This window comes from Epilithonimonas zeae, assembly GCF_023278365.1.
GTDB lineage: Bacteria > Bacteroidota > Bacteroidia > Flavobacteriales > Weeksellaceae > Epilithonimonas > Epilithonimonas zeae_A.
Genome location: NZ_CP075338.1, coordinates 2,063,329 through 2,080,101 on the forward strand (window position 1 = coordinate 2,063,329; position 16,773 = coordinate 2,080,101).

15 protein-coding genes are annotated in these 16,773 nt (G+C 35.1%); 8 read left to right on the forward strand and 7 right to left on the reverse strand.

From position 1 onward, the window contains the following. Positions 1–2 precede the first annotated feature (2 nt). Positions 3–1,166, reverse strand: coding sequence for a 2-isopropylmalate synthase (locus KI430_RS09150; RefSeq protein WP_248874156.1), 1,164 nt, complete (start codon positions 1,164–1,166; stop codon positions 3–5). A gap of 148 nt (positions 1,167–1,314) precedes the next feature. Here KI430_RS09150 and KI430_RS09155 point away from each other — a divergent pair, with 148 nt between their 5' ends. The 7 genes from KI430_RS09155 to KI430_RS09185 all read left to right on the forward strand — a co-directional run bounded on the left by KI430_RS09155 (position 1,315) and on the right by KI430_RS09185 (position 8,919). Beyond that, positions 1,315–2,850 carry a hypothetical protein gene (locus KI430_RS09155; protein ID WP_248874158.1) on the forward strand — a complete coding sequence of 512 codons (1,536 nt, stop codon included), beginning with the start codon at positions 1,315–1,317 and terminating at the stop codon, positions 2,848–2,850. A gap of 56 nt (positions 2,851–2,906) precedes the next feature. Further along, positions 2,907–4,850, forward strand: coding sequence for a threonine--tRNA ligase (thrS, locus tag KI430_RS09160; RefSeq protein ID WP_248874160.1), 1,944 nt, complete (start codon positions 2,907–2,909; stop codon positions 4,848–4,850). Between the two features lie 72 nt (positions 4,851–4,922). Next, positions 4,923–5,453, forward strand: coding sequence for a translation initiation factor IF-3 (infC, locus tag KI430_RS09165; protein WP_074233036.1), 531 nt, complete (start codon positions 4,923–4,925; stop codon positions 5,451–5,453). A gap of 161 nt (positions 5,454–5,614) precedes the next feature. After that, on the forward strand, positions 5,615–5,812 hold the full coding sequence (rpmI, locus tag KI430_RS09170; RefSeq protein ID WP_027384637.1) for a 50S ribosomal protein L35: 198 nt from the start codon (positions 5,615–5,617) through the stop codon (positions 5,810–5,812). A 121-nt stretch (positions 5,813–5,933) separates the two neighbouring features. After that, positions 5,934–6,278, forward strand: a complete 345-nt coding sequence (rplT, locus tag KI430_RS09175; protein ID WP_074233035.1) for a 50S ribosomal protein L20 — start codon at positions 5,934–5,936, stop codon at positions 6,276–6,278. A gap of 77 nt (positions 6,279–6,355) precedes the next feature. Next, the gene (locus KI430_RS09180; protein ID WP_248874162.1) at positions 6,356–7,537 is read left to right on the forward strand and encodes a M28 family peptidase; all 1,182 of its coding nucleotides are present in this window, start codon (positions 6,356–6,358) and stop codon (positions 7,535–7,537) included. A 119-nt stretch (positions 7,538–7,656) separates the two neighbouring features. Then, entirely contained in the window at positions 7,657–8,919 is a 1,263-nt protein-coding gene (locus KI430_RS09185; RefSeq protein ID WP_248874164.1) for a M20/M25/M40 family metallo-hydrolase, read from the forward strand. A 53-nt stretch (positions 8,920–8,972) separates the two neighbouring features. Here KI430_RS09185 and KI430_RS09190 read toward each other — a convergent pair whose 3' ends face one another. From KI430_RS09190 to KI430_RS09200, 3 genes are all read right to left on the reverse strand, one after another. Continuing rightward, a complete protein-coding gene (locus KI430_RS09190; protein WP_248874166.1) occupies positions 8,973–10,811 on the reverse strand; it encodes a T9SS type A sorting domain-containing protein in 1,839 nt (612 codons plus the stop codon). Between the two features lie 132 nt (positions 10,812–10,943). After that, the gene (locus KI430_RS09195; RefSeq protein ID WP_248874168.1) at positions 10,944–11,585 is read right to left on the reverse strand and encodes an alpha-ketoglutarate-dependent dioxygenase AlkB family protein; all 642 of its coding nucleotides are present in this window, start codon (positions 11,583–11,585) and stop codon (positions 10,944–10,946) included. Then, complete coding sequence (locus KI430_RS09200) at positions 11,575–12,351, reverse strand: XRE family transcriptional regulator (protein ID WP_248874170.1); 777 nt, start codon at positions 12,349–12,351, stop codon at positions 11,575–11,577. The genes KI430_RS09195 and KI430_RS09200 overlap by 11 nt, the downstream gene beginning before the upstream one ends. A gap of 54 nt (positions 12,352–12,405) precedes the next feature. Between KI430_RS09200 and KI430_RS09205 the strand changes: the two genes are divergently transcribed. Continuing rightward, on the forward strand, positions 12,406–13,713 hold the full coding sequence (locus KI430_RS09205; RefSeq protein ID WP_248874172.1) for a Y-family DNA polymerase: 1,308 nt from the start codon (positions 12,406–12,408) through the stop codon (positions 13,711–13,713). A gap of 40 nt (positions 13,714–13,753) precedes the next feature. On the opposite strand, the gene KI430_RS09210 is transcribed toward KI430_RS09205, so the two are convergent. From KI430_RS09210 to atpG, 3 genes are all read right to left on the reverse strand, one after another. Next, positions 13,754–14,056, reverse strand: a complete 303-nt coding sequence (locus KI430_RS09210) for an ATP-dependent Clp protease adaptor ClpS (protein ID WP_248874174.1) — start codon at positions 14,054–14,056, stop codon at positions 13,754–13,756. Between the two features lie 8 nt (positions 14,057–14,064). Next, positions 14,065–15,420, reverse strand: a complete 1,356-nt coding sequence (locus tag KI430_RS09215; protein ID WP_248874176.1) for a hemolysin family protein — start codon at positions 15,418–15,420, stop codon at positions 14,065–14,067. 431 nt (positions 15,421–15,851) lie between these two features. Next, positions 15,852–16,718 (reverse strand): ATP synthase F1 subunit gamma, encoded by an 867-nt coding sequence (gene atpG / locus KI430_RS09220; RefSeq protein ID WP_248874178.1) that lies wholly within the window; start codon positions 16,716–16,718, stop codon positions 15,852–15,854. Positions 16,719–16,773: the final 55 nt, after the last annotated feature.

Genomic DNA, 16,773 nt, shown 5'->3' on the forward strand with positions numbered 1-16,773 from the left:
TTTTATCCAATTTTTTGATTAAATGATTTCATCATAAAGCTTAAATCATCATTATTAACTTCTTTTTTGGTATCCGCAATTTTCAAAAACTCCTGATACAGAAAGTCCAACTCTACTTTTGTCACATCAAAACCAATATTTTTGAATCGGTAAGCCAAAGCCGAACGTCCGCTTCTCGCCGTCAAAACAATGGAAGATTCATTGATTCCGACTTCTCTAGGATCGATAATTTCGTAAGTTTCTCTGTTCTTGATTACGCCATCCTGATGGATTCCTGAACTGTGCGCAAATGCGTTCGCTCCAACAATGGCTTTGTTTGGCTGAACTGGCATTCCCATCAGTTCGGAAACCAAATAACTTATTTCGTTCAGCATTTTGGAATTGATATCAGTAAAAAAATTAAGGTCAGGATGTTGTTTTATAATCATCACAACCTCTTCCAAAGCCGTATTTCCCGCACGTTCGCCAAGTCCGTTGATGGTACATTCGATTTGTCTGGCGCCGTTAACAATTCCGGAAATCGAATTGGCGGTTGCCATTCCCAAATCATTATGACAATGACAGGATAAAATTGCTTTGTCAATATCTTTTACATTTTCTTTCAGATATTTGATTTTTCTACCGTATTCTTCGGGAAGACAATAACCCGTTGTGTCCGGAATATTAAGAACAGTTGCGCCAGCTTTAATGACTTCTTCGCAAACCTTCGCTAAAAAATCGTTATCCGTTCTTCCTGCATCTTCCGCATAAAACTCGACATCATCTACAAAATTTTTAGCATATTTTACAGCTTCAACCGCTCTTTCCAAAACCTGCTCTCTTGTAGAGTTGAATTTGAATCTTATATGAGAATCCGAAGTTCCAATTCCTGTATGGATTCTCGGTCTCTTAGCAAACCTCAAAGCTTCGGCTGCAACTTCAATATCTTTTTTGTTAGCTCTGGTTAATCCACAGACTTTAGCATTTTTTACAATTTTCGAAATCTCTTGAACCGATAGAAAATCACCCGGACTCGAAATCGGAAAACCAGCTTCGATAATATCCACACCGAGACTATCGAGTTGTTCCGCAATGATTAATTTTTGTTTCGTATCCAATTTACATCCCGGGACTTGTTCCCCATCTCGCAAGGTCGTATCAAAAATTTCAATTTTTTCCGAATCCATAATAAAGTTTTTATCTAATTTTGATATTCAAAAGTAGAAATTGACTTGTGCTATTAATCTTCGTTAATTAAATAAATACAATATTCGATTTTATCAAAACAAACAATAACCGCTTAATTATCAAAAGATTAAATCCCATCATTTTACAATGTCAGAATTACAAAAAGATTTTTTATTCGTGCTTATAAAGTCACTTTCGACTTCGGAAAAACGACAATTTAAGTTGTATGTCAATCGTCTTGGAATTAATGTCGATGCAAAATTTCTTCTGCTTTTTTCTGAATTGGACAAAATGAAAGAGTACAATGAAGAAATTATCCTCGATAAAAAAATATCTTCAAAGCTTCAACTTTCTAATCTGAAGGCACATCTTTATAAACAGATATTAATAAGTCTTAGGTTAAATCCGAGTCATCAGAATAATAGAATTCAGTTGCGTGAACAATTGGATTTTGCGACGATTTTATACCAAAAAGGATTATATAAACAAGCTCTGAAGATTCTTGACAAAGCCAAACAATCTGCATTGGAATTAGACGAAAAAGGTATTGCTTCAGAAATCATTGAACTCGAAAAAGTAATTGAATCTCAATTCATTACAAGAAGTATTGATGGACGAGCGGATGAACTGATTCTGCAATCCAGCGAAATCAACAAGCAAAATAGTTATGCAACACAGCTTTCCAATCTATCATTGAAATTATACAGCGAAATGCTGACGCACGGCTACATCAAAAATGATAATGACCGCGACAATATTCTTAATTTCTTTGATAGCAATATCAAAAATATTGATTTAAAAAAATTAAATTTCACAGAAAAACTTTGGTATTACAAAGCACACGTTTGGAAAAATCAGTTGCTTCAGGATTATAAATACACGATAAAATACGCTTATCAGTGGGTAGAACTTTTTCATCAGAATCGGGAAATGATAAAAAATCACCCTGTTTGGTACATCAAAGGGAATACTTATCTGTTCAAAACATTATTTATTTACGGAAGTATCAAAGGCATTGAGAAAAGGTTTGAAAAATTTGAAAGTATTGTAAAATCAGATGCTTTCATTCATAACGAAAACTCTCAATCTTTGATTTTCCTGAATTATTACAATACCAAAATGAATCTCTATTTCATCAAAGGTGATTTTTTCAACGGTACAAAAATGATTCCTGAATTGGAGTTAAAAATGGAGAAACATCGTGATAAGATAGACGAACATCATTTTCTGGTTCTTTATTTGAAAATCGCAGCAATGTTTTTCGGTAGCAAAAATTATCAGAAGACGGTGAAATATGGACAAAAAATCATTAATTCCAAAGGCAATGTTCAGGAAGATTTATTGTTTCATACACGAATTTTAATGCTAATGGCAAAATTTGAATCTGGCTTTGATGATGATTATGATGACTTTGTAAAAGCAACGATGAAGTTTGCAAAAAAGATGAAAAATCCGGGTGATTTGCATTTTTGCATTGTTGATTTCTTCAAGAAAATCAATGATAGAAATCCAAAAGAACAAGCCATTGCTTTTAATGAATTTGAGAAAGAATTGGAAATTTCTTCTCAAAACAGATACGACAAACGAACGCTAATGTACATCGATATCCACGGATGGGTAACTTCCAAAGTGAGGAATGTAGATGTGATAGAGATAATCAAGGAAAAAGTTAAACTAAAATAACATTATTCTTTCTTTAAAAATCACTATTTTTGCAAACATTAATTTTTTAAACCATTATGCTAAAAATTACACTTCCTGATGGCAGCATCAGAGAATATGAAGGAGCAGTTACTCCACTACAAGTTGCGCAAAGTATAAGTGACGGTTTGGCAAGAAACACGATTTCTGCTATCGTAAACGGACAACAGACAGAAGTAGAAACCACGATAACGGAGGATTCTACAGTGCAGCTTTTGACGTGGAATGACGATATGGGAAAAAAAGCATTCTGGCATTCATCCGCTCACTTGTTGGCTCAGGCAATTATGGAGTTTTATCCTAACGCCAAGTTGACAATCGGGCCTGCAATCGCTAACGGATTCTACTATGATGTGGATTTCGGAGGAGAGCCTTTGTCTGAAAAAGACTTCGAGAAATTAGAAAAGAAAATCTTAGAAAACGCTAAGAAAAATTCTACTTTCAACCTGCGTGAAGTTTCTAAAGCAGAAGCTTTGAAGGAATATGCAGACAATCCTTTCAAAACAGAATTGATTGAAAATCTTCCTGATGGCGAAATCACTTTCGTAACGCACGACAACTTCACAGACCTTTGTAGAGGTGGTCACATCCCATCAACAGGAATTGTGAAAGCTGTAAAAATCCTTAATGCCGGTGGTGCTTATTGGAGAGGTGATGAGAAAAACCCGCAATTAACAAGAGTTTATGGTATTTCTTTTCCAAAACAAAAAGAATTAACTGAATATCTTGAAAGACTTGAGGAAGCTAAAAGACGTGACCACAGAAAATTAGGAAAAGAATTAGGTATTTTTGCTTTCTCAGAAAAAGTCGGCGCTGGTCTTCCACTTTGGTTGCCAAAAGGAGCTGCATTGAGAAAGAAATTAGAAAACTTCTTATCAGAAGCTCAGAAAAAACAAGGTTATGAATTTGTAATTTCTCCACACATTGGAGCAAAAGAATTATATGTAACTTCCGGACACTGGGACAAATATGGTGCAGACAGCTTCCAACCGATCAAAACTCCAAATGAGGGGGAAGAGTTTTTGTTGAAGCCAATGAACTGCCCACACCACTGTGAGATTTACAAAGCACAACAATGGTCTTATAAAGACTTGCCAAAACGTTACGCTGAGTTTGGAACCGTTTACAGATATGAGCAATCCGGAGAATTACACGGCTTGACAAGAGTTCGTGGATTTACTCAGGATGATGCACACCTTTTCTGTACACCAGACCAATTGTTGCAGGAATTTGAAAAAGTTATTGACTTAGTTTTATATGTTTTTGGTTCGCTTGGATTTGCTGATTTTACGGCTCAGATTTCTTTGAGAGACCCAGAAAATAGAGAAAAATATATCGGTTCCGATGAGAATTGGGAGAAAGCAGAAAATGCTATTGTAACTGCTGCAAAATCTAAAGGTCTTAAAACTGTAACCGAATATGGCGAAGCGGCTTTCTATGGTCCTAAGCTAGATTTTATGGTAAAAGATGCCTTGGGAAGAAGCTGGCAGTTAGGAACAATCCAAGTTGATTACAATTTGCCAGAGAGATTTGACCTTTGGTATAACGGTAATGATAACGAAAAGCACAGACCTGTGATGATTCACAGAGCACCATTTGGTTCTATGGAAAGATTCATTGCGATTCTAATTGAGAACACAGCAGGGGATTTCCCACTTTGGTTGAGCCCTGAGCAATTCACGATTTTGCCAATCAGTGAAAAGTATGCAGATTATGCAAAAAAAGTTTCACAATTATTGGAAAATCACGATATTTGCGGTTTAATAGACGACAGAAACGAGAAAACGGGTAAAAAAATCCGTGATGCCGAATTGAAAAAACTACCATTTATGCTTATTGTAGGTGAAAATGAGGAAAATAACGGTACGATTTCTGTAAGAAGAAGAGGCGAAGGCGACCTTGGAGAAATGACAGTTGACGCTTTTATCTCTTATTTTAAAGAGCAGGCAAAACCAACATTTGAACTAGGCGGAAACAACTAAGCCTTATTTAATTATTATTAATTTTAAAATTTTAAAACCATAGCACTAAAAAGAAACAACAGCAGAGGTCCGATGAGACGCCCAGTCCAAGAAGACCTTCATCAAATCAACGATAAAATCCGCGCAAGGGAAGTTCGTCTGGTTGGAGAAAATGTAGAACCTGGAGTTTATCCATTGGCAAAGGCTTTGGAAATAGCAAGAGAACAAGAGTTAGACCTTGTGGTTATTTCTGATAAGGCAGAACCTTACATCTCTCGTATTTTGGATTACAAAAAATTCTTATATGAGCAAAAAAAGAAAACCAAAGAACTAAAAGCGAAGCAAGTAAAAGTAGTTGTAAAGGAAATCAGATTCGGTCCTCAGACTGATGACCACGACTACGAATTCAAGAAAAAGCACGCTGAAAAATTCTTGGAAGAGGGTTCTAAATTGAAGACTTATGTTTTCTTCAAAGGGCGATCTATCATCTTCAAAGATCAAGGAGAAATTCTTCTTTTGAAGCTTGCTCAAGATTTGGAACACGTTGGAAAAGTTGACCAACTTCCTAAGCTTGAAGGAAAAAGAATGATTATGATGATGAGCCCTAAGAAGCCTGCAAAATAATATTGATAAAATTCAATTTATATATTAAACCTCAAATTAATTTTTGAGGTTTTTTAATATCTCAACTTTCAGAATTTTTTTGTAATTTTGCAAACTATTATTCTTAAATACATTTGGGAATATTAATAAAATATTGATAACAAAACATAAAAAGCAGAACAATGCCAAAATTAAAAACGAAATCAGGTGCTAAAAAGCGTTTTGCTCTTACCGGAACTGGTAAGATCAAAAGAAAGAATGCTTTCAAAAGCCACATCTTGACAAAGAAAGAAACTAAGCAAAAGAGAAATCTAACGCAAACTTCTTACGTTGCTGCTGTGGACACGAAAAGTGTTTTAAGACAATTAGCAATTAAGTAGTTTTTATAAATCTATATTCGGTTTATAAGAATTCAAAACAAATTCAACAATTTAACCCTGAGATGGAGCCACTAAGAGTAATGAAATAATTACCGCACATTTCAAAAAAACAATTTAAATTATGCCAAGATCAGTAAACGCTGTAGCGTCTAGAGCGCGCAGAAAAAAAGTACTTAAGCAAGCTAAAGGTTTTTTCGGTAGAAGAAAGAACGTTTGGACTGTAGCTAAAAACGCGGTAGAAAAAGCAATGCAATATGCTTACCGTGGTAGAAAAGAGAAGAAAAGAAACTTCAGAAGCCTTTGGGTAACTCGTATCAACGCGGGTGCTAGAGAGCACGGATTATCTTACTCTCAGTTTATGGGAGCTCTTAAGAAAAACAACATCGAGCTAAACAGAAAAGTTCTTGCAGACCTTGCAATGAATCATCCTGAAGCTTTCAAAGCTGTTGTAGATCAAGTAAAATAATTACAAATCTTTGTTATCAATATAAAATCCTGAGAAATATCTCAGGTTTTTTTTATTTTTGCCAAAATTTTCACCTTATGATCAAAAGATCTATAATTATTCTTAGTTTTTTAGCTTTCGTTTCTTTATTGAAAGCTCAGACTTTTATCCAGGCTTATCAGGACAGAGTCAATCAAATTTCTCAGGCTAATATCAATTCTTACTTACAGGAATTTGAAGCTTTAGGAGTTAAGAGAACCGGAACAACGCAGAATACAAATGCTTTTAACTGGATTAAGAATAAATATACTTCTTTCGGATATTCAACTTCTGATTTTTTTGAGCATTCCTGGACTGCCAACGGTTTATCATCCAAAAATTTTATCGTTACAAAAACAGGAACACTTTATCCTAATAAATTTGTAATTGTTTGCGGGCATTTTGATTCCATCAACGGTCCGGGAACTAATGATAACGGAAGTGGAACATCGATAATTCTTGAGATGGCTAGAATCCTAAAAGATGTTCCAACTGAATATTCAATTAAGTTTATCCACTTCTCTGGTGAAGAACAAGGACTTTTGGGAAGTTCGAGATATGTTTCACAAATTGTAAATGGAACCAGTCCTAAAATGGACATCAAAGTCGTTGTAAACTTAGACCAGGTTGGTGGATTAGCGACAAAAGCAAACACGAAACTTTATCACGACAGAGACCAAAGCAGCCCCTCAAGTAATAATGCTGCAGCTGCAGTTGCCGTTCAGGAATTAGCCAATTGTACCTTATTATATTCGCCTTTAGCTGTAGATTTTGATCCTGCAGAAAGTACAGATTATGTTCCCTTCCAACAGAATGGCGAAATCATCACAGGATATTGGGAATATGAAGGTGGCTATAACAATCCTTACGTTCACACAGCAAATGATCTTTTAGTGAATATGGATCCGGTTTATGTTTTAAATGTTGGAAAATCTGCAATTGGATCAATTCAACATTTCGCAACAGCTTCCACTACAACTTTAGCAACAGAAGATATTCTTTCAAAAAATTTGGAATCCACACAGTTTTATCCAAACCCAGCTAAGAACACATTGAATATTAAAATTGATGATCCAATAAAAGATTTTAAAGTAGAAATTACGGACATGAATGGAAGTCAGGTTCTAATTAATGAAGCGAATAAAATTCATATTGATATTTCGCATTTGAAGCCTGGAGTTTATGTTGGAACGATAACTATTGACAATAAGAAAGTCACCAAAAAAATCATTATTGAATAATTAAGTAATCCGTTAAATATTAATCCTGAGCTATTTCTCAGGATTTTTTTTATGATAAATATTGGGATAAGAAATTAATCTAAAAACATTAGATTTGTTCTTAATAAAAATTAGACGAAATGTTTTTATCAATAACCAAATTAAAACAAGTATCAACACTTTCCTTATTAGGAATTTCCGCATTATACTATTCTCAGCAAAAAACAAATCCTGAGCAGGTTAATGAAGATAATCTTAAAAAACATATTTACTTTTTAGCTTCAGATGAGCTGCAAGGAAGACTTACAGGTTCTGAAGGCGAAACAAAGGCAGCGAATTATCTTTCCTCTGAATTCAAAAAATTAGGATTGAAGCCTTACGAAGGAAAAGAATTCATCCAAAATTTTGATTATAGTGTTAAGCTAAATCCACACGATGACAAAACCTCTACTGCAGTAAAAGGCAAAAACGTAATCGCAGCTCTTGACAACAAAGCTGACAAAACAATTGTGATTGGGGCACATTACGATCATCTTGGGCTTAATGAACACCACAACTCTACTCTGGCCAATTCTGACGGACAAATCCATAACGGCGCAGACGATAACGCATCCGGAACCGCTGCAGTTCTGGAATTAGCAAGAATGTTCTCACAGAATAAAACAAAAGAAAATGTGAATTATGTTTTCGCATTATTCTCCGGTGAAGAAGATGGATTGATAGGTTCTAAAAAATTAGCAGAAACTATCAAAACCAATTATCCGAATACAATTTTTATGATTAATATGGATATGGTTGGTCGATTGAATAAAGATAATAACCTGACTGTTGGCGGCGTTGGAACCTCTCCTATTCTATCAGATTTGGTTAAAAAACATAAGCCCGAAAGTATCAATTTATCTTTGGATGAATCTGGTGTTGGCCCAAGCGATCATACTTCTTTTTATTTGAAAGATATTCCGGTTTTGTTCTTGTTTACAGGAACTCATAATGATTATCACAAACCGACTGATGATGCGGATAAAATCAATTATCAAGGACAAAAAATCATTACCAATTATGTTTTCAATTTGGCTAATGCTTTAGGAAATGAAAAGGAAATTCCGTTCACAAAAACGGCGATTGCTGCAACCAAGGCAGTTCCAAAATATAAAGTGAGTCTGGGAATTATGCCAAATTACGCTGACACAAAAGACGGAATGGGCATCGATGGCGTCATCGACAACAGACCTGCAGCGAATGCGGGAATCTTACAAGGCGATGTTCTTACGAAAATTGGGAAATGTGAAGTGAAGGAAGTTTATTCTTATATGGATTGTCTTGCAAAAATCAACGCTGGAGAAGAACATCCAGTAACCGTAAAACGTAACGGTGAAGAAAAAGTCTTCAATGTGAAATTCTAAATAAAAAAACCGATTGAATGACAATCGGTTTTTTTTATATTAAAATTATCTCATTAATTCTTGATGAATTTCTGAACAATATCAGTCCCTTTTATCTTCAATAGATAGACACCTTTATTCAGGTTAGAAACATTAATGACATTATTATTAGAATTAATAGTAGTTTCAGAAATTTTTCTTCCTTCCAAGCTATAAATCTCAGCTATTTCTGTTTTTTTGAAATCCATTGAGACATTTAATTTCTCAGTCACAGGATTTGGATAAACAGATACTGAATTTTTAGAAAAATCAGAAACAGCTAAACTTGTACATTGATATGCAGGAAGTGTATATCCGGAAGTTGTCAATTCTTCTGTAATAATATTGACATCGTCACAAGTAAAACCATAAGTTCCCAGCATATCAATAGACGCCTGTCTCACTGCAACAGCTGCAGTTTGCTGATTGGAAGAGGAATTGGTCATCGCTAATCCTTCTAGGAAAATACGATCTGTTTTTTCTTTCCCGATTCTATTATAAATTCTCATTAATGAAGTTGCCCAGATCTGCCCATCTCTATGAATATTAGCAGTATTACTAATGCTTGAGCTATATTTTGTTGCATAATTTGTTACACGTCCGGCCCAACATTCATTATGACCATCCCAGCTGAACATCCAATTATATTGAGGTTCTGATGACGCCCATTGATTTAAACTTCTGCTGTAGGACATTGCCCAATAATCTCCGGAACCTTCTCCTAAACCTTGAGCAGAAGAGGATTTCAGCCCAGTAACCCAATGATGAATAGCGTGTCCCAATTCGTGTAAAACTACATCAGCATCCTCCGCATCATCCACACAACCTTCACCGAAAGCCAACCTTTGAGAACTTGGAATGAAATGCGAATTATCATCACCATTCAACCCGTGTGGGTCAACCATCATCACGCCACCATTAAGCGTAGATTTACAAGTGATTCCTAAAGTTTCATTGATATAAGCAAGACTTCTATCGATATGATAAAAAGCGTTTACAGCTTCGAAACCTTGTTCATTTCTGTTGAAAAGAAAATCGGGAGAAGTTTGGGTAAACAAGCCAGTAGCAGGCGATTCAAAATCCGCTATCTGAACATACTTGCTTTTTAAGCTATACACACCGTTTGATAAAGTGATGTCCGGCAAAGCCACCAAACTTCTTGCTGCATCCAGACTTGCATTAGTCGCATCATTATTATCAACGTAATTTCCACCATAAGCTACATGCGCTCTGGAAAGTGGATCTGGATCGAAAATGTAAGCTGTTCCCGCAGCTTTCATTTCTGTTGGTTTTTGCTTTGATTTTTTCTTTCGGTTGTCGTGATGATAGTTAGCAATATCCAGGATTCTAAGTACATCTCCGGAATGTGCATCTACCATTATTTCCCAATCACCTGGTGTTTCATAAGAATTGATAATTACTCTATGAACTAATTTAGTCTGCCCATCTTCTGTCACAAAAACATACAAATCATTTTCCTGATGTGTAATTTCACCGGCAATATTAGCAGCTAGCTTAGCTTTTTCAAAAGCATTATCTTTACTATAAGTTGGCGTTGTATTAATTTGTTTTAATTGTTTAGAAACTGCTACTTCTGTTCCGTAGGTTACTTCTCCTTGTTTATTAAAATGTATAGCAATATCACCTTCGTAAACTGGAACGCCATTAATAGTCTGCTGAAATCTCAAAGTTTCTCCTGACAAACTTTTTCTCGAAGACTGAAATTCAAAATTATCTTTAGAAGTTGTTCCTATTTTGTTGGAGTTTTTAGAAATCCAATCTCTTGCTTTGGATTCGAGTGTGGTAGTCTGTCCGTACATCGTAGAAAACGTCAATGCAAAACTGACTACCAGAAAATTGATTTTTAAATTCATAAGTATTATTTTTAATTGATGTGCAAAATAATAATTTTTATTCAAATTAATATTATTAAAATCAATGAATATAACTTTTTATTATAAAAACAAAAATCAGCTAACACATTATAAATTATAATGCAATATTATTTATAATTCACGGATTTGGCGAAAAGTAAGATTAATTCGAGGCCTCATGGGGCGGTTGGATTTAGCAATCCGATGTTCCCAATGGGTTTGCAAATCGCCTTTCATAATAAGCAGAGAACCGTGTTGCAAGGGCAAACTGTATTTATTCTGATGATTATCCTTTTTTCTAAAATCAAAATTTCTCACTTGTCCAAAGCTAACCGACGCAATCACAGGACGATTACCCAATTCGCTTTCCTTATCCCGATGCCAGGCCACAGAATCATTTCCATCCCTGTAAAAATTAAGCAAGACAGAATTAAACTGATGGCCTGTCAGCTTTTGAATTTTATATTTTAAGCCTAAAAGTTCAGGTGTCCACGCATTCACACTGAATTCATTACCTCCCAAATGATATGATTTTTCATCGTCGCCATACCAAGCAGTCAAACGTGGCGTAAGAACTTCTTTATCAAAAATCTTTCGCGTACTCTGTTTCCAGGGAACATTTTTTATAAGATTTTTTTCGATTTCGGTGGCTCTTTCCTCAGACAAAAAATGTTCGGTATAATCTAATAACTCGGTGGGAAACTGGTAATATTCGCCTGCGTCAAACAAACTGAGTTGCATATCTGTACTATATGTCCTAAAATTACTTTGCATTTGAAACTTTATTATCCAATTCTTTAATATCTTTTCTGATTTCCAAAAACATCTCTTTCAAATTATAATTATCAAAATTGTCTGGTTCAAAATCCTCAGGAAAAATGCCCGATGCGTATTGCCAAATTTCCACAATCTCCCCCAACGGAATCTCATAAGGTTTGTAGAAAGAGTTGTCCGCTGCCACTTCAATTGACATTCTATTTTTAGTTTTAAATCGCTTATAGGAAATCCCATCATTCAAAGTCACAAAAACGTAGCTTCTGTTCTTTTTCAAATCTTCAATATCTTCCACATATTTCCCAATGATGTAAGAGCCATCTTTGAAAGGTGGCATAGAATCGCCCTGCGCAGGGAAAGCACGATATTTTCCATTAGTCAAAAAAGGCAATGAAATTCTCTGCAGACTTTCGATATATTCCGGATCACTGTAACCCGACAGATATCCCATCGAAGCTTTTTGGGGAATGATTTCTATACTGTTATTTCCTGATTCATCTATAATTATGGGTAATAAAATTCTATTATCAGGAAGATTCATCATTTCTTCCAGAGGATATTTCCTGATATCTACTGTCAAAAGCAAATCGATGCTGATATGAAAGAATTTAGAGATTGTAATGAGAACATCATACGGCGGTTCAGAACGTCCATCTTCGTACGAAACATACCGCGACCTTGTAATAATTAATGTATCTGCCAACTCTTGTTGAGTTGTCATTTTTTTAGCTCTCAAAAACCTGATGTTATCTGAAAAAATAGACATTGTTATAATTTATAACAACAAATATAATAATAATGTTTTAAATTGTAACTAAATTTGAAATTTAAAAACGTCATCTTCAATCTTAATATGTACGCACTCCTCGACTGTAACAATTTTTTTGTTTCCTGTGAAAGAACTTTAGACAATGCACTAGAGAATCATCCTGTTGTAGTATTATCTAATAATGATGGATGTGTGGTTTCCAGAAGTAACGAAGCAAAAGAACTTGGAGTTCCAATGGGCGCACCGGCTTTCAAATACAAAGAATTGTTCGCTGCAAACAATGTTAAAGTCTTTTCAGCGAAGTTTGAGCTTTATAATTATTGTAGTCAACAAGTTATGAAAATAGCGCAGGGTTACGTGATGAAGTACGAAGTTTATAGTATTGATGAGCTATTCTTGGATTTTCACGGTTTCAAATATTTTAACCTTAATGAATATTGCTGTAATATTAGAAAAGAGATAAAAGACCAGCTTAAATTACCCGTAAGCATCGGAATAGCTCCAACCAAAACATTGTGTAAAATAGCAAATCACATTGTGAAAAAGTACCCGGAAAAATATCCCGATGGTGTTTATATTATAGACAATCAAGAAAAAATTGATGATGCATTAAATAATCTAAAAATCGGAGACGTTTGGGGAATTGGCAGAAAACTGAGTGCAAAAATGATGGATAATGGCGTTTATAAAGCATCAGATTTATTAGAAAAACCCGAAATGTGGATTCGGAAAGTGATGGGAATCCACGGTGTGAGAATGATTAACGAACTGAAAGGAATTCCACAATTAGAATTGGACAAAGCTTCTCCCAAAAAATCAATTATGGTAAGTCGAAGTTTTATGCAGATGATTACCCAAAAAGAAGAATTGGCAGAGCGCATTGAAACTTTTGCCATCTATTGCGCAGAAAAACTAAGGAAACAAAATTCCTGTTGCAAAGTCATCAGTGTATTTATCCAAACTAATAGATTTCGAAAAGAACTGGGCGAATATAAGGACGGATTTTCAATTGTTTTACCAAATCCCAGCAGTTCGTCCATCATCTTGGCAAAGTATGCGCATTCTATACTTGAAGCGATTTACAAAGAAGGTTTTCATTATAAAAAGGCGGGTGTTATGGTTTCGGATTTTGTTCCGGATAATGAAAGACTGATTAATCTTTTCGAAAATGATATCGATTCCAAACATATCCCGATAATGAAAGCTATTGATAAACTGAACTCAAAATATGGAAAAGATAAAATCAGACTCGGCGGAATGTCTGGAGAAAGCACTTATGGAAGAGCTATTCTTTCTCCAGAATATGAAGAATTTTTAAAAAACAATACTTTACCGGAAGCTAATTATAGATTCCAATAGAAACGAAAAAAACGATTACAAATTCTGTAATCGTTTTAATTTATACTATTTCAGAGCTCAAACCTCGGTCAAGCAATGCCTGATGCATTGGTTTAAGTTTTTCAAGAGCGCCTGTTTTTACGGTGCATTTTCCTTTGTAATGAACAAGGATTGTGCATTGTTCTGCCTGCTCCAAAGTGTGTTCACAGATTTCCATCAAACACATTATTACAAAATCAAAGGTGTTGACATCATCATTATGAAGCACTATCTTATACACTTCATCCTCTTCTTCCAAAACCAAGACATCTTCCTCGTACTGGCGTTTTGGTTGGTCGTAAGATTTATTATTATAGATTTTCATTATCCAATTTATTCTATGATTTCGTCGGTCAAATCTTCTACAAAAGGTTTGTTGTAAAGAAGTTCTACCAATTCTACACTTTTGTTCTGCATTTTAAGAATCTTGAAATGATAGTTTTCATAATCGAATTCCTGATTCTCTTCCGGGATATCCTGTAATTCGTTCAAAATAAAACCTGCTAACGTATTATATTCTCCTTCCTCAGAAAGCGGAATTTTTCTTGGTAATTTCTCATTAATCTCATCCAAAGGCTGAGTCGCTTTTATCCAATAGACATTTTCACCAACCTTATCTACTATTTTTTCTTCTTCATCTTCCTCATCCTGGATTTCTCCAACCAATTCTTCCAGGATATCTTCTAGTGTGATAATTCCTTCCGTACCTCCAAACTCATCAATAACAATTGCCAAATGCTGTTTCTTGAATTGGAAAACCTTAAGCAAATCAGAAATCTTCTTACTTCCAACCACAAAGAATGCCTCTCTCATAAAACCTCTCAGACTCTCTTCAGAAACCTGACCTTTACTTTTGATATATTCTCTGATGATTTCTTTGGTGTAGAAAATCCCGATGATGTTATCAATCGAACCTTCGTAAACCGGAATACGCGAATAACCGCTTTCCATAATCTGGTTGATAATATCTTCTGGGTCATCCTGAATATCGATAGAAGAAATATTCTGCCTCGTAATCATAATCTGTTTTGCATTATGATCTGTAAAATCGAATGCATTTTTTATGATTTCGTAATTTTCTTCTTCGATTTCGCCACTGTCAGCAGATTGTTTTACCAATAACTGCAATTCTTCTGTCGAGTGAATATCGTGCTCCGAAGCCGGAAATATTTTGATTAATTTCAAGAATGCGTTGGATAAAGAGTTCATCAACCAAATGAATGGTCTGAAGATATTATAGAACCAATGCAATGGATAAGCAATGAAAAGTGTCGTCGATTCTGATTTTCTAATCGCAATCGATTTCGGAACCAATTCTCCGAATACAATATGCATCACTGTAATCAATAAGAAACTACAAACAACTGAAATGGTTGTAACCGTAGCTTGAGCCAGCTCGATATTCAATGAGTGGAAAATAGATTCTATGATGTGATGCAAAGCGCTCTCTCCTACCCAACCCAAAGCAAGGGAAGCTAGCGTAATCCCCAGCTGAGTGGCTGAAAGATAAGCATCTAAGTTTTTGATAATGTTTTCGGCTTGTTTTGCTACAGCGTTTCCTTCAGCAGCTTTTAGCTGGATTTGGGAATAACGTACTTTAACAATTGAGAATTCGGCGGCTACGAAAAAGCCATTTAGAAGAACTAAAAATAATGCAATGAGAAGTTTGACTAAACTATCGGGGTCCATTTAATGTTGTTATATATACAATCTCTACAAAGATATATATTTTTTTTAACTTCGATTTAGATATTAGAAGTTGGGGGTTTAGAAGTTGGAAAAAATATGATTCTGGTGATAACATAATGAATTAAAACCAACATTCCGGTGCTTCGCTCCTCACTAATCACTGAATGAATTATCTTCTACCAACATACCGAGACTTCGTCTCTATTTTCTGTAAAGTTGATAAAGGGTTGACTGTTTCTATTTGGTGAAGCTGCAGCCCGACTTGAGCGGAAATCCTTTTTTGCTGGTTCTCAATTTCTACTTATGTAGAAACTTTCTGCAAAAAAGATTGGGAGCGGAAGGCGGATAAAGCTGCCCAAAATAATAAAAAGCACTGAAGTTTGACCTCCAATGCTTTTTATAACTAACTACTAACTTTAACTTATCTTTAATTAACCGTTCTTAAGCGCTTCTGCTCCTGAAACAATTTCTAATATTTCGTTGGTGATGGCTGCCTGTCTTGCTTTGTTATAGAAAATCTTAAGTTCATTTCTAAGTGCTTCTGCATTATCGGTCGCCTTGTGCATCGCTGTCATCCTTGCACCGTGTTCTGATGCTACAGAATCTAAAACAGCTTTGAATATCTGAGTTTTAATTGATTTCGGAATCAATGTTTCCAAAATTTCTTGTCTTCCTGGTTCGAAGATATAATCTACATTAACGTCTGAGCTTGTTTTTTCTGCAGAAACTGCAATTGGTAAAACCTGCTCAGTTACTACTTCCTGAGTAGCAGCGTTGATGAATTTGTTATAAACAACGTAAACTTTGTCAAACTTTCCAGCTTTGAAATCTGACATCACTTTACTTGTCATATTTGAAACGTGGTCGAAAGAAAGGTTGTCAAACAAAGAACTGTGGTTTTCGTAAACAGTTTTGTTTTTTCTAAGTGCATCAAAAGCTTTCTTACCGATGGTTAAAACTTCTACTTCTACATTTTCGTTAGCAGAGAACTGAGTGTTCAATTCTTTGATAACAGAAGAGTTGAAAGCTCCAGCCAAACCTCTGTTGGAAGTCACCGTAATGAAAAGTACTTTTTTCACTTCTCTTTCTATAGCGAATTCTGAGATATTCTCAGCATCAGAAGCAGCACTTACGTTCTCTATAATCTCCTGAAGTTTTTCTGAGTAAGGTCTCAGCATTACGATTGCGTCTTGTGCTTTCTTCAGTTTCGCCGCAGAAACCATTTTCATAGCACTTGTAATCTGCATCGTAGAAGATATAGATGAAATCCTGCCTCGTATTTCTTTTAAGTTTGCCATTCTTTAGTTCAAAGATTATTGTTTAAAAAGTTCAAGGTTTCAAAACCAGCCGTTC